The organism is Terasakiispira papahanaumokuakeensis (assembly GCF_001709345.1).
Classification (GTDB): domain Bacteria; phylum Pseudomonadota; class Gammaproteobacteria; order Pseudomonadales; family Halomonadaceae; genus Terasakiispira; species Terasakiispira papahanaumokuakeensis.
Genome location: NZ_MDTQ01000001.1, coordinates 2768792 through 2783107, shown reverse-complemented (window position 1 = coordinate 2783107; position 14316 = coordinate 2768792). Strand labels below are relative to the sequence as shown.

Annotated in this window: 10 protein-coding genes; 7 read left to right on the top strand and 3 right to left on the bottom strand. The window is 46.7% G+C overall.

What is annotated here, in order from left to right:
* Window positions 1–347: 347 nt before the first annotated feature.
* From neuC to BFW38_RS12115, 3 genes are read right to left on the bottom strand one after another with little or no spacing between them, the layout of a single operon-like run.
* A complete protein-coding gene (gene neuC / locus BFW38_RS12125) occupies window positions 348–1514 on the bottom strand; it encodes a UDP-N-acetylglucosamine 2-epimerase (RefSeq protein ID WP_068999050.1) in 1167 nt (388 codons plus the stop codon).
* Window positions 1511–2662: a LegC family aminotransferase gene (locus BFW38_RS12120; protein WP_068999048.1), complete on the bottom strand. Its 1152-nt coding sequence runs from the start codon at window positions 2660–2662 to the stop codon at window positions 1511–1513. The genes neuC and BFW38_RS12120 overlap by 4 nt, the downstream gene beginning before the upstream one ends.
* 7 nt (window positions 2663–2669) lie before the next feature.
* Entirely contained in the window at window positions 2670–3860 is a 1191-nt protein-coding gene (locus BFW38_RS12115; RefSeq protein ID WP_068999047.1) for a UDP-N-acetylglucosamine 4,6-dehydratase, read from the bottom strand.
* Between the two features lie 1088 nt (window positions 3861–4948).
* Between BFW38_RS12115 and BFW38_RS12110 the strand changes: the two genes are divergently transcribed.
* The 7 genes from BFW38_RS12110 (at window position 4949) to fliI (ending at window position 14245) form a co-directional block, all read left to right on the top strand.
* On the top strand, window positions 4949–5968 hold the full coding sequence (locus tag BFW38_RS12110) for a sensor histidine kinase (RefSeq protein WP_068999045.1): 1020 nt from the start codon (window positions 4949–4951) through the stop codon (window positions 5966–5968).
* An 80-nt stretch (window positions 5969–6048) separates the two neighbouring features.
* Entirely contained in the window at window positions 6049–7428 is a 1380-nt protein-coding gene (locus BFW38_RS12105) for a sigma-54-dependent transcriptional regulator (protein ID WP_068999043.1), read from the top strand.
* A gap of 355 nt (window positions 7429–7783) precedes the next feature.
* The gene (gene fliE / locus BFW38_RS12100) at window positions 7784–8173 is read left to right on the top strand and encodes a flagellar hook-basal body complex protein FliE (RefSeq protein WP_068999041.1); all 390 of its coding nucleotides are present in this window, start codon (window positions 7784–7786) and stop codon (window positions 8171–8173) included.
* Between the two features lie 40 nt (window positions 8174–8213).
* A complete protein-coding gene (fliF, locus tag BFW38_RS12095) occupies window positions 8214–9962 on the top strand; it encodes a flagellar basal-body MS-ring/collar protein FliF (RefSeq protein ID WP_084004625.1) in 1749 nt (582 codons plus the stop codon).
* Window positions 9955–10974, top strand: a complete 1020-nt coding sequence (gene fliG / locus BFW38_RS12090) for a flagellar motor switch protein FliG (protein WP_068999039.1) — start codon at window positions 9955–9957, stop codon at window positions 10972–10974. Before fliF ends, fliG begins: the two co-directional genes overlap by 8 nt.
* Before the next feature lie 66 nt (window positions 10975–11040).
* On the top strand, window positions 11041–12882 hold the full coding sequence (locus BFW38_RS12085) for a flagellar assembly protein FliH (RefSeq protein ID WP_068999037.1): 1842 nt from the start codon (window positions 11041–11043) through the stop codon (window positions 12880–12882).
* Complete coding sequence (fliI, locus tag BFW38_RS12080) at window positions 12875–14245, top strand: flagellar protein export ATPase FliI (RefSeq protein WP_068999035.1); 1371 nt, start codon at window positions 12875–12877, stop codon at window positions 14243–14245. The genes BFW38_RS12085 and fliI overlap by 8 nt, the downstream gene beginning before the upstream one ends.
* The last annotated feature ends 71 nt before the right edge of the window (window positions 14246–14316 follow it).

Sequence of the window (14316 nt, the reverse complement as noted above, 5' to 3'; positions counted from 1 at the left end):
TGACAGTTCATGACCATCCTTAGAGTAAAGCAATGGCGGATGATTCGACTCTACCAAAGCCCGCTGCTCAGTGTTCACTTGGTCTGAACGGAAATGAAAATAATGCGGCTACATGTTCGTAGATCATTATCCTTACACTTACGTACGGTCAGCTCTTTGGGGCCAAAAGATACTGGGTAATGTTTCAAAGAATGAGTTGGGTATACAAGGTAGCTACTAGGTTAGCCATCTCATCCTTCAATGAATGATTGTTTGATAAGTCGTGGACATGATGTATCTGGTCATGAGTTTGGCTTGTATTAAGAATAACGTATCAAGTTAACAGTTTGATGGTTTTTTCTGTTGTTTTAAGGCTTGGGGAGGTCATAGAATTTTTTTGTTGTTAATTGGTTTAAATTGGTTTCTTTTAATGTTTTGATTATTTTTTGACTTGCGTGACCCTCACCATAAAAATCACAGCAGGGATCGCTTGCTATTTGCTGTTTTTTTGAAATTGCTTGTTTGATGGCGTCTTCTATTTCTTCTTTGCTTTCACCGCTTTGTATTACAGATTTAGGCTGCAATCTTCCTCTTTGTCTTTCCCCTATATTAACTGAAGGCGTTTTTAGTGCTGGTGCTTCAAAAATGCCGCTAGATGAATTGCCTACGACAGCTTTGCATATCTTGACTAGGCTTAAATACCTGGTTTTACCTAGTGATGATGTGAAAAATACTCGTTCTTTGTTTTTAGAAGTGAATTCTTTGATTAGGTCTATAAAGTCTCTTCCGTGTGCATCTGCATTGGGTGAGGTGATCACTATTTTTATTTCTTTATCTAGTGCATCAATAGCTCCAATGAGGTTTTTAAGAGTTTCTATACCGCCGTTTTCATCTAGTGTTACTGGGTGGTATGTAACCAGTATTGAGCTGTCTCCTAAGCTAAAGTTTAATGATGCTTCAAGCTCTGGCTGGCTGATAAGAGGCAATCTTTTTATGTTTTCTATCGCGAGAGCACCTACATTAAAAACTCTTTCTGGGTTTTCCCCTAATTGAATAACTCTATTACGGTATATCTCTGTGCTAGTAAAGTGTAATTGAGCCATTTTGGTGATTGAGTGGCGAATAGATTCATCTATTGCCCCTTCCGTAATTTCACCACCATGTAGATGTGCTATGGGAATCCGAAGTAGCATTGCGGTTTGTGCTACTGACAAAGCCTCAAATCGGTCCCCGAGAATCACTAAACAATCTGGCTTTAATCGATTGAGTGCATCTGCAAAACTAATCACTCCAAGTCCAATAGATTTTGCAATGCCTATTTCGCTTGATGATGAAAGCAGCATTTCAATTTTCTCGTGAATGAGAAAACCATCATTTTCTATTTCATCTACTGTATGACCAAACTCTGGGGATAGGTGCATGCCACTGACGATAAGCTTGAGCTCAAGCGTGGAATCTTTTTCAATTTCTTTTATTAGCCAATAAAGTAGTCCGTATTCAGCACGAGTACCAGTGAAGATCGCAATTGTTTTCAATCTTGTTCTCCTAGTTGCGCACTGCTTGGTAAACAAACAACTCTTTGCTCAAGCCATTCAGCATTTTTTAAACTACCCCGTAAGCAATGCTTATACATCGGTAAATAATTCATCAGCCTCCAAATAGGGCGGGTCATTACCGAGTTTTTGTGGGTGAATTCGAGTAATTCATCTCTTTGTTCTTGGTCCTCGCAGATTATGCTGTTTAGCCAGTAATTCGAGCGGCACTGTGGAGGCTCAGTGATGAACTGAATGGATGAATTTTTGAATAATGTGTTATACTTACCTGCAAGCGATCTCTTTGATTCTATTAGTTTCTCTATCTTTTCTAGCTGTCCGCAGCCCAGTGCTGCATTTAAGTTGGGCAGCCTGTAGTTGTAGCCAATTTCGTCATGATTGTATTCAAAGTGATGCTGTGTTTTCGCTGTGGTCGTGAGGTGTTTGGCTTTTTTGGCTATTGAGTTATTGCTCAGAATCATTCCACCGCCGCCAGTTGTAATTATTTTATTTCCATTAAAGCTCAGTATGCCTAAGGTTCCAATTGTCCCCGTATGACGCCCTTTATAAAAACTACCCAATGATTCGGCTGCATCTTCTACCAGTATTAATTTCCAGCGCCTTGCTACCTCATTTAATCCATCAAGATCAGCGGGATGTCCAAAAGTGTGCATGGGAAGGCATGCTCGAATTACTTTGTCCTCTTTTATGGTCCTACATAAGTTATCTGGATCGATATAAGCATGATCACTTAACCAAGTATCCAATGCGGTGGGGGACATTCCCAATGTATTCTTGTCAACATCAATGAATATGGGGCTTGCACCGCAATAAGTAATTGCATTGCATGTCGCAACAAAGGTTAGTGGCTGTGTGATCACTAAATCATTATGCTTAACCCCAGCTAATTTTAAGGCGATATGAAGTGCCGAAGAGCCATTGACAGTGGCGACAGCTGCGGGTGAACCTGTATATCCAGCTATTTTTTTTTCTAAGCTATCTACATGAGTCCCTACGCTTGATACGAATGTAGATTTAATCGTCTCTAATACATACTCTTCTTCTCGGTGATCAAAGCTAGGTTCATGTAAGGGTATAAAATCTTTTGTTTTGTAGTGGTCTCTAATGAATTCGATCAATTCTTTATTCACGGCGCTCTCACATTTTGTTGTCTAGATATTTTCCTGTTTCTCTATGTTGGAACTCTGGTATGATTTTGGTGAATAGTTCCAATATTTCCTTTTTGCTCCAGGTAAGTTCTTTTTGCATTTTTATAATCGAGTTTTTGAAATCTTTTAACTGCTCGTTGTCGATATTTAGCTCGTTATCTATGGTGCCGATGCTTTCAAATTTTTCCATATTGATTTTTTCTGCATCAGTATAAAATTCCTCGAACTCTTTTTCTCCTGTGGTATCGCTGTTGGCAAACAGGCAAGGCCATTTTTTATTGTCTTTTAATGTTTTTGCTATGGTGCGTGCTTCATCTTCGTTATGACAATAAATGGGTTCTAGGTTTTTCTCTTTCAGATATCTATGAGCTATCTCTGAAAAGGATATCAGACTCAATTTGCTACTCGGTTTGGGGAAAAATATTTCTCTGTTTTCACCAAAAATACAGGACATTAAACAAAGCTCTCCCGCTTCTTTTGGAGTTATGAAATAACGCTTGATATCCTGGGGGGCTACAATAGGTTGTTTTTTTTCTATGCGTTGATTAAATCCATGAAGTAATGATCCATCAGAGAAAGCAACGTTAGCAAATCTTGCTGTAGATACGTTAATGCTATCGCTATTTTTGATGATAACCATTTCCATTATTCGCTTTGACGCTCCCATCATATTGACAGGGTTGGCAGCTTTATCTGTTGATACGCAAAAATATTTTTTGACGCCTGACTCTATAGCTTGTTTAAGTGTTTTTTCTGTATTGAGTATGTTTACATTAATCATGCGCATTAATGTATAGGGGTCCTTCTCACTCCGAACATGCTTCAGTGCTGATAAATTTAAAATGAAATCATAGTGTCCGTCTGCTTTGAAGAAGGCATCGTATTCAGTTGACCCGATATCAATTGAAAATGTTTGGAATTCCCCACTGATATAGCCGAACTCGCTTCTTATGTCTCGTACCAGCTCGACTAGGTTGTTTTCGTTAATGTCAATGACATGTAGTTTCTGAGGTGACCGTTTGAAGATTTCTTTTGTGACTGCTTGGCCGATGGAGCCCGCGCCTCCGAGCACTAGAAAACGCGAGTTTTTTACCGTTTCAGATAGTTGTTTATCATTGTTAGCAATATCTTTGTCAAATAAGTTCTGATCTCTTCCGATTAAATTGAGTATGGATCTCATAAGCTTATCCTGGATTAGATTGGGTCAAGAAAATGTTGGTGTTAATAGAGGAGATGGTTGGTTATGAGTAACTTTTATATGTTCTATCTGAATTTAGCCAGTCTCCAAGCAATGTGACGCCGATGACTTTAAAATCTTCAGCCCATGTAAAGGAACCTCATGAGGGACTTGTCACTTGGTTGCGCAGAAATTTATGTTGCGCTGAGAGGTAAATTTTTAACAGCAATAATGCATGTTGGTTAAAGTGATATTTTACAAAATCAGAATCCTGTTTATGCTCTTGCTTTTTAGCCAAGTATCGGCCTGACTTTGATTAATATTGTTCTGCTGAACTTGTTGTCATTCGATGAGTCTCTTTTGCTAGCTTTTAATAATATGAAAATGTAAGCAATGGGAGGTGACGTTCAAGCAAGGGCTTCAGAGGGTTGCCTGTATTCTCCGTGTGTCCAGCCCAACTCAAAATAAAGTGGTCGTGGTGATCCCAGGATGAGCCAAGCTAAAAAAGAAAATTTGTAGTGCTTCGGTATGAAGATTCATGTCGATGCTGACAATATCCGTGGTGCCTTTCTCGTTAGAAATCTTATCCGCTCGTGTACCTAGTGAGGCCGTTATAGGCCAGATTTTCCAGAGTGAGGAAGCGTGGTGTTAGGAAGTGTGTGTCTGGTTGTACAGGCTACTCTGGCGTCCAAAAATGTGATGAACATGAAAGCTTGAGAATCGAATTGGCTTATTGTGAAACCTCTTGAGCCGCTTAATCCCGACTACTTAAGCCGCTTGAACTGCGGAGCAATCTCGACGCCAAAGAAACATTTGTTACAAAAAAATCAAACAATATAAGGGTGACTCTCAATGATATCCTGACCTTCTAATCTGGAATCGACAGTCCGAAGTAGGCACGCTACCGCCCTGCGGTTTCAGGCATATCCGCGAGAGCTAAAGTGTTAATGGTTTGGCTTAAAGCCTACACTGGCTTGGTGTTGCCCACATTATCTTTGTGTAAGCGTATGATATATCGGCTGAAGGTGCGATACATTGACAGGCAGATGCATTGGAGTAGTGCTGGTGTCAGCCTCTGAAGGAGCTAATGTGTGAGTGAGGTGCTAAGCGAAGGCGACTGGCAGGATGTCTTAGCAGTATTGCCCGCGGGTGTTGTGATGCTGAATGGACATGGTCAAGTCTTTCAAACAAACCCGGCGGCTGAACAGTTGCTGGGGGAGGCATTGGTGGGGCGCCTATGGGTTGAGGTTATTCGAGAGGCGTTTGCACCAAGAGAAGATGATGGTCATGAGGTTTCTTTACGGGATGGGCGCCGTGTCAGTATTACTACCAGCTCGCTCACGGGTGGGCGTGGGCAGTTGATCTTATTGCAGGATATGACTGAAACGCGGGAGCTGCAGTCGGCGTTATCTCGCCATGAGCGATTGTCTTCGATGGGAAAAATGGTGGCCTCTTTGGCTCATCAGCTTAGAACCCCTTTATCAACCGCCTTGTTATATTCCGGACACTTGCAGAAAACTGGTTTGCCTGATGATAAGCGACAGCGCTTTGCGACCAAGTTGACAGGCCGTTTGCTTCATATGGACCGCCAAATTAAAGACATGCTGATTTTTGCCAAAGGGGAAACTCATATGGCGCAGCGTGTGACCTTAGGGCAGTTATTGGATGCAATCCGTCAAGCGGTGGAGCCTGTGCTTGATCGTGCGGGTGCTGATTGTGAGTGGTCTGTTCCCACTGCGGATAAATCTTCTCAGGTTTTTATGGTGGTCAGTGAAGACTCACTTGTCGGTGCTATATTGAACTTGGTGAACAATGCATTGGAAGTTTCTGTGCCGCCACCGCCTTTGAGGCTGCATGTTGAGTATGTTGAAACCCTCCCTCAACAAGTGGGTAAGCATGTGTTGATGTGCTTAGTGGATGAGGGGCCAGGGATTGATGAGGCTTTATTAAACAAGGTAAATGAGCCCTTTTTTACGACAAAGTCCCAAGGCACAGGGTTGGGGCTGGCGATTGTTCGAGCAGTGATTGATGCCCATAACGGTCGCTTTTGGTTGCAATCTGTACCTGGGCAAGGCACTCGTGCCTGGATTGCGCTACCCGCAGAAACTTAATCATTGCTGTTGTGCAACATCTTTCTTTGTCAATTTAGGTAGACTGGGTGGCATGACAATGAAGCAGGTGGTTTGAGGTTATGATCCAGCAACGTATTTTGGTTGTTGAAGATGATGCTGATCTTCGTGAAGCCGTGTGCGATACCTTGGAGCTCGAAGGTATTGCATCTACAGCTGCAAGCCATGGAAAAGAAGCGCTCGTGGCTTTAGAAAAAGAGTCTTATGTGGCGGTGCTTTCTGATGTCTCTATGCCAGAGATGGGAGGGCACCAGTTGCTTGCTGAAATTCAACGTCGCCAACCGGGCCTGCCTGTAATATTAATGACCGCTTATGGCTCTATTGATAAGGCTGTTGAGGCGATGAGAGCTGGGGCTCAAGATTATTTAGTGAAGCCATTTGAGCCTCAGACGTTGCTTGATACGCTGAGTCCTTTGTTAGGCGTGGGGGCAACGTCCGCTGAGGAAGGCGCACCTATCGCAGAAGATCCTGTAAGTGTCAAGTTGCTTCAATTGGCTGAGAAAGTCGCTCGGAGTGAAGCTGCGGTGATGATTGGTGGGGCTTCAGGTACCGGTAAGGAAGTGCTTGCTCGCTTTATTCATACACGTTCGGATCGCGCTGATAATCCTTTTGTGGCGATTAATTGTGCAGCCATTCCCGATACGATGTTAGAAGCAACGTTGTTTGGGTATGAGAAGGGCGCATTTACAGGCGCCTCTAATGCGGCTCCAGGAAAGTTTGAACAAGCCCAGGGAGGCACTTTGTTGCTTGATGAAGTGACTGAGATGCCCTTGGCGTTGCAGGCGAAGCTGTTACGAGTGCTGCAAGAGCGCGAAGTAGAGCGCCTGGGTGGGCGTAAGCCTATTGCATTGAATGTAAGGGTGTTGGCGACGAGTAACCGTGATTTAAAGCAGAGTGTTGCTGAAGGCATTTTTCGGGAGGATTTATATTACCGGCTCAATGTGTTTCCGTTGAATTGGCCTCCTCTGTGCCAGCGCCCTAAAGACATTTTACCGCTGGCCCAATCGTTATTAATGAAGCATGCGCATCGAATGGGGATGCGTGTCCCTCAGCTGGAAGAAGCCGTTGTAGAGCGCCTGTTGGCTTATGAGTGGCCAGGGAATGTTCGGGAGCTGGATAATGTCATGCAGCGTGCATTGATCCTGTCTTCAGCAGGATGGGTATGTTCTGATGATATTGTACTGGAAACCGATCGTTTTTGTTTGAGTCGCGAGACTGAACATACTGTAGTGCCAGTTACCGAGGTGTCTGATTTGTCACGCGATGATGCGGGATCAGGACTTGGAGATGGGTTGCGGGAACAAGAGTATCGGATGATTCTTGAAGCCTTACGGGCTGAAGATGGACGAAAAAAAGAAACGGCGGAGCGTTTAGGTATTAGCCCCAGAACGCTTCGTTACAAACTTGCTAAAATGCGGAGTGATGGATGGTTAGAGCGTTGACGTTTGGGCGCTGTTAAAGGCACATAATGTAACGCCGAGAAACACACTCTCGTCTCAATTCAGGTTAGAGTAGTCCTGTTGCTGGGTGTATTAAACGTGCAGGTTAAATGCATGTATTTGATGGTTGTCAGCGCGAAAAAATTACCGCTAAATGTGTGGTTGTTATAGTGCTTGTGATGGTTGGGCATGAAAGTTGCCTATGCTTTATGGCATGCAGTGCATTGATCTCACAAGTCACTGGCTTTTAGAAAGTATGGCAGCATTGCTGCTTTAAGCTATACAGGCAATGAATAGATATGGTCGACAATTTTATATTTCAACAGACTCCCGTCATTGACATAACTGGAGGCGAATCGTGTTAGACAGACCTGAAATCGGCCAAGTGCTGTCACAAATACGTAGCATGCAGCAAGAGGTTCAACCTCAGGGGCATGGATCCTCTTTGCAGCAGCCTCTGCTGAATGCGCTTAAGCAAAACGAAGAGGGCGCCTCTACGCAGCATGCCGTCGATACATCCGATTCTCCTTCATTTACCGATATGTTGAAGCAAGCAATTGACAATGTGAATGGTCTGCAATCGGAGACAAGCGATCTGCGTACTCGCTATGAAATGGGTGACCCTAATGTGGATATTGTGGATGTGATGGTGGCTTCTCAAAAATCTAGTGTGGCTTTTGAGGCAACATTGCAAGCACGTAACCGCTTGGTAAGTGCTTACCAGGAAATCATGCGCATGCAGCTGTAAAGCTTAATGCCCGGTTCGAGACTCAGATTGGGGTCATTGGATGGAAAACGCACCAGTCAAGGTGGCTGATGAGGGGCAAGATGAGAATGCCTCGGCGGCTGCAGGAACTGAAAGTAGTAGTGATAAGTCGTCCAAGAGCGACAAACGCGGAAATAAAAGCCGGTTTGCCATGGGGAATGCATTTGCTGGTTTTAATCAGTTAGATGTGTTGCGTCAAATGGCATTGCTGGTTGGTTTTGCTGCGAGCATTGCCCTGGGATTTGCAGTGGTGCTTTGGTCGCAAAGCGAGCCTTATCGACCGCTGCTCTCTAGCCTCAATGAGGTGGACTCTGCTGCGATTGTCGAGGTTCTGGAAAAAAATCATATTGATTACAAAATAGATCCTAATTCAGGTGCCTTGTTGGTGCCTTCGGATCAGATTTATCAGGCTCGAATGCAGATTGCAGGTGCTGATATTTCTCAACCGAACACTGTTGGTTACGAGCTGCTGGAAAAAGACCAGGGCTTAGGAACCAGTCAGTTTATGGAAAATGCGCGTTATCGGCGTAGCCTTGAGGGCGAGCTGGCGCGTACGATTTCGAGTTTGGATAGTATTCGGCAAGCTCGTGTGCATCTTGCTATGCCTAAGCAGTCTGTTTTTATGCGTGATCAGCGCAAGCCCTCTGCTTCTGTCTTCATTAACATGCAGGCCGGACGGACATTGGATCATGAGCAAGCCAATGCGATTGTGCGTTTGGTCGCCTCTAGTATTCCTGAAATGGATCCCAAGTCTGTCACGATTGTGGATCAACGCGGGGAGCTGTTGTCGAATAAGACAGAGGACCCCACTGACAAAGAAATGCAGCGTCAGCTTGATTACACCCGTACGGTTGAACAGCGGTTGACTGATCGTGTGCGCTCTATTCTTGAGCCTGTCGCTGGGGCAGGTCGTTTTCAGGCGGCCGTTTCTGTGGATATGGACTTTACCCAGACTGAGCAAAGTGCGGAACAATTTAATCCTGACTTGCCTGCGATTCGTAGTGAACAGACTGTAGATGAACAGCGTGTCGGTGATTTCGGGCCTGAAGGGATTCCTGGTGCTTTGTCCAATCAGCCACCACAAGATGGCTTTGCTCCAGAGCAGGCACAAGGTGGGAATGGTCAACAGCAAACCCCAGTGAATACCCGCTCACAGGCTACCCGTAATTATGAGCTTGATCGCACGTTGAGTTATAGCCGGAATAATGCGGGTCGGGTGAACCGTTTAACTGTTGCTGTTGTGTTAGACGACGTGATTCAGCGTAATCCTGATTCGGGCAATATTGAACGCACCGCCTGGAGTGAGGATGAGTTGCAGCGTATGACGGCGCTTGTACGCAATGCAGTGGGCTATAGTGCTGAGCGTGGTGATAGCGTCAGTGTCGTGAATGCGCCCTTTGTCGATACCGGCGAAGATCAGCTGCCCGAGATCCCTCTGTGGGAACAGCCATGGGTTTGGGATTTGGCCAAACAGTTGTTAGCAGGACTCTTTGTCTTAATTTTGATTTTTGGCGTGCTGCGTCCCATTCTGCGAAACTTGGCTGCAGGTAAAGCGGATCAAGATGAGCGAGAAGCTGAACTGGAAGAGTTCCAAGCGTTGGATGGTGGTTTAAGTGACGACCAAGTGACTTTGAGTGCTTCTGATGATCCCTTGCTGGCTCCGCCCAGTGACTCATATGAGCGTCAGCTCAATGCTGTAAGAGCGTTGATTGCAGAGAATCCAGGTCGAGTAGCACAGGTCGTGCGCCAATGGGTGGTGAGTGATGAGTGATGAAGATGATTTATATCCAGAGCCGTTAACGGCTCTGGATCGCGCAGCGATCTTGTTGATGACGCTGGGTGAGTCTGACGCTGCCCAGATCCTGAAGCATATGGGGCCGAAAGAAGTTCAGAAAGTAGGCTTGGCCATGTCACAGCTGCAAAATGTGACGCGGGCACAAGTTGAGGAAGTGTTAGCTGATTTTCTTGAGGCGGTGGGAGAGCAAACGGGCTTGGGCGTTGGAGCTGATAGTTATATTCGCCGAATGTTGTCCGAAGCCTTGGGTGAAGATAAAGCGAATGGCTTGATTGATCGTATCTTGCTGGGGGGCAATACCACGGGGCTGGATACGTTGAAATGGATGGAGCCGCGGGCGGTTGCCGATATCATCCGTTACGAACACCCTCAGATCCAAGCGATCGTCATGTCCTATTTGGACTCTGATCAGGCGGGTGAGGTCGTCAAGTTTTTCGATCCCAAAGTGCGCTTGGATGTGATGTTGCGTGTGGCTGCGTTGGAGTCCGTACAGCCTCAGGCTTTGCAAGAGCTGAATGATATCCTTGAGAAGCAGTTCTCTGGCTCTGGCAGCACCCAAACGACCAGCATGGGCGGTGTTAAGGTTGTCGCCGATATCATGAATAACCTGGACAGCAATGTGGAAGGTGATCTGATGGAGGCGATTAAAGAGATTGATGAAGCGCTTGGTGAAGAGATTGAGGACTTGATGTTTGTCTTTGATAACTTGGTTGATGTTGATGATCGGGATCTCCAGACCTTGTTGCGTGAAGTCAAACCAGAAACGCTGACTATGGCGCTTAAAGGCGCTGACACTCGTGTGCAGGAAAAAATCTTTAAAAACATGTCCAAGCGTGCTGCTGAGCTATTGCGTGATGATCTTGAGGCGCAAGGACCTGTTCGGGTGAGTGAAGTGGAAACTTCTCAGAAAGAAATTTTGGGTGTGGCACGACGCTTGGCGGAAGATGGCACCATCAATTTGTCATCGGGCGCTGATCAGATGATTTAAAACAGTCATAAGCAACCAGGACGTTATTCTGATTAATCATTGCTATAGTGCCGTTGTGGAGCTCTGATGACACGACAAACTCGAATACCCGCTGACGATGTCGATGCTTATGAGCGCTGGGAAATGCCAGACCTCACGGGAGTCCGTCGTAGTATTTCGCGTCGCCTAGAAGAGCTTGAAGCTCAGCGTGAAGCCGAAGTGTCTGCTGAGCAGGTAACAGAAGATGATGTTGTGCCTGTTGAAATGCCTTCTGATGAAGATATTGAAGCGTTAAAAGCACAGGCTTATGAGGACGGGCGTCAAGAAGGGCTGACAGCGGGCCATGCCGAAGGGTATGAGCATGGTCGAGCTCAAGGGTATGCTTCCGGTGAGCGGGAAGGTTCGGAAGCTGGTTTTCAGAGTGGGTATGAAAAAGGTCTTGAACAAGCACGGAATGAAGTCGATCAATTGTCCGCTAGGTTTCAGTCGCAGCTTGATCAATTGCTGCGGCCTTTGGCTCACGTCGATGATGATGCTGAGCAGGCATTGCTTGAACTGGCTGAATTAATTGCGACAGGGGTTTTGCGCCGAGAATTAACGATTGACCGTTCATCTTTGACGCATATTGTTCAGGAGGCTTTAAATGCTTTACCTGATACTAGTCGGCGCCTCCGCATTCATGTGCATCCGGATGACAAAGTCCTTGTCGAGGCGGCCTGTGAAGGTCGCTTTGATGACTACCGTATTGTGGAAGACCCGGAAGTGACGCCGGGAGGCGTTCATATTGAAACTCAATACAGCCTAGTGGACTGTACCGTGGAGCGGCGATATCGCGCTGTGGTCGAAAAACTAATGGGCGAGCAGTATCCTGATCAGCCACCTGCAGCGGGACCGTTGCCTAGGCGTGCCGAAAGTGATTCGCCCCTTGGGCCGGGCCATTTTTCAGCTGAGGCCGCTTTGGCTGAATTAGAGAGTCTGCGGGCTGAGTTGGCGGCGGTATTAGGCGATGATGCCGTTTTACCTGAAACCCATACCTCTAGTCCGTTGAGCTCATCATCGGCTAATGTCTCATCGACTGACTTTTCTCCTGAGCCCGTACAAGGGCCCTCATCTGAACCGGTTCAAGCGGATGATGGGCGAGAAAATCTCTCTGCCGAGGAGAGGGGCGAAACTGATCCACTCGAAAGTGATGGCGCGTTGTCTGCTCAAACAGAGAGTAAACCATCTACTCATCGTGTTGAAAACCATAATGCTGAAAGCCTGGGTCCTGAATACAGAGCCTCTGAAGTCCCGAACTCTGTAGATCGACGTACTGAAAAAGCTGGTACGGACCAACCGTTGTACACAAAAGGCGACGATGTTCCTTCGGAAATATTGGAAGCACCGCATGCTGAGTTGTCACCAGATCCGGTGGGTGAGTCGCTCAACTCTGATGAGTCGGTGGCTCCTGTCGACCCTGTTGAAACGACGGGTGTTCAAGCCTCGCCAGGAAAGCGTGAACCCGTGCGGGTTTCGTTATCCTCATCTCGGAAGCATGCACCTCGAGATGACTCGGCTAATTCCTCTCCTCGTAATGCCACTCTCAATAATAACGATGCGACTCAGGAGGCGTCTGTAGGTGATATAGAGACGGATGACTCTCAGACAAGTCACATCGCTGAAGCCTCTGCGGCTGATCTTGTGACCCAAGCAGCCGCTTCCGTACAACAGTCAGCCCAAAACAGTAGCCATCATCATGATGACGGCGATGTCGCTTTTCCTTCAGGTGAAACCTCTTCGGTTTATGAAGACCGATATTCGTTAGAGGACGTTGATACTCCAGTGGGAGAGGGGCGTTCAGAATCTGTGAAGCCTTCTAGCCACCCCGATGATACCCTATCTGATTCTGAGCAAAAGGGTGTCGAAGCGGAGAGGTCTACTCATGAATAGTCCTCGTCTTGCTGATCGGCTACGCCACTATCAAGATGCTCTGGAGAAAGAGACACCGCCTTTGGTTGAGGGTCGACTCGTGCGGATGGTTGGCCTGACCTTAGAAGCTGTCGGGTGCAATCTTCCGGTAGGCTCTTACTGCTTTATCGAGTCGGCGACTGGGGCCCCGATTGAAGCTGAAGTGGTCGGTTTTGCCGGAGAGCACCTGTACTTGATGCCTATGGGGCAAGCCGAAGGGCTGAGACCTGGTGCTCGAGTGACGCCTAATCTGAAAGCCCTTTGTGTGCCTGCTGGATTCAGTTTGTTAGGGCGGGTTTTGGATGGTGCGGGTCGGCCGCTGGATGGGTTGGGGCCGTTGCGTGCTGAGGCGGAGCAAAGTATTACGGGTAAGGCACTGAATCCTTTAGAGCGTCACCCCATTGATACACCGCTTGATGTAGGCGTTATCGCGATTAATGCGCTTATGACGGTTGGCCGTGGCCAGCGTATGGGGTTGTTCGCCGGTAGTGGTGTTGGTAAATCCGTGTTATTGGGTATGATGACGCGCTTTACCGAGGCCGACATTATTGTCGTTGGCCTAGTGGGGGAACGTGGCCGAGAAGTTAAAGAATTTATTGAGCAAATTCTTGGGCCTGAGGGCCTGGCGCGTTCAGTGGTTGTGGCTTCCCCGGCTGATGATGCGCCTTTGATGCGACTGCGAGCTGCTCAATTAACTCATAGCGTGGCTGAATATTATCGTGATCAAGGGCGTAATGTTTTGTTGTTGATGGATTCGCTGACACGTTATGCCATGGCGCAACGTGAAATCGCATTGGCTGTAGGTGAGCCGCCTGCGACCAAGGGTTACCCCCCTTCGGTTTTTGCTTTACTGCCCCGGTTGGTTGAGCGAACCGGGAATGCGGCTCAGGGTGGGGGGTCGATTACGGCTTTTTATACCGTGCTGACCGAAGGCGATGATCAGCAGGATCCTATTGCCGATGCTGCGCGTGCGATTTTAGATGGTCATATTGTGTTGTCGCGTCGTTTAGCTGAAGAAGGTCATTACCCTGCTATCGATATTGAAGCCTCTATTAGCCGAGCGATGCCTCAAATTGTGACTTCGGAACATCTTCGGCGTGTGTATCAGCTGAAGCAGATTTATGCGGCTTATCAAGAAAACCGTGATTTGATTAATGTGGGTGCCTATACGAGGGGGTCTGATCAAAATGTTGATTTGGCGATTAATATGATGCCGCGTATTCGTCGATTTCTTCAGCAATCGCTTGATCAGTCCGTAGACTTGAAAGCCAGTGTTCGGGAGCTTGAAGTGCTGCTGAGTGAGGCTGATCAGGTGGATAACCGGCAGATTCAATTTGGTGCTTAAAAGCAGGTGATATGCATCCGAATTGACGCTTAAAATGATCTTGATTGTGCCTGCTGTTATAGGTTAACGAT

What these genes read in the sequence shown, in the direction of transcription:
- BFW38_RS12115 (WP_068999047.1), bottom strand. Translation starts at nt 3,860, where the DNA reads ATGAGATCCATACTCAATTTAATCGGAAGAGATCAGAACTTATTTGAC.
- BFW38_RS12105 (WP_068999043.1), top strand. Translation starts at nt 6,049, where the DNA reads ATGATCCAGCAACGTATTTTGGTTGTTGAAGATGATGCTGATCTTCGT.
- fliG (WP_068999039.1), top strand. Translation starts at nt 9,955, where the DNA reads ATGAGTGATGAAGATGATTTATATCCAGAGCCGTTAACGGCTCTGGAT.
- fliF (WP_084004625.1), top strand. Translation starts at nt 8,214, where the DNA reads ATGGAAAACGCACCAGTCAAGGTGGCTGATGAGGGGCAAGATGAGAAT.
- fliI (WP_068999035.1), top strand. Translation starts at nt 12,875, where the DNA reads ATGAATAGTCCTCGTCTTGCTGATCGGCTACGCCACTATCAAGATGCT.
- BFW38_RS12085 (WP_068999037.1), top strand. Translation starts at nt 11,041, where the DNA reads ATGACACGACAAACTCGAATACCCGCTGACGATGTCGATGCTTATGAG.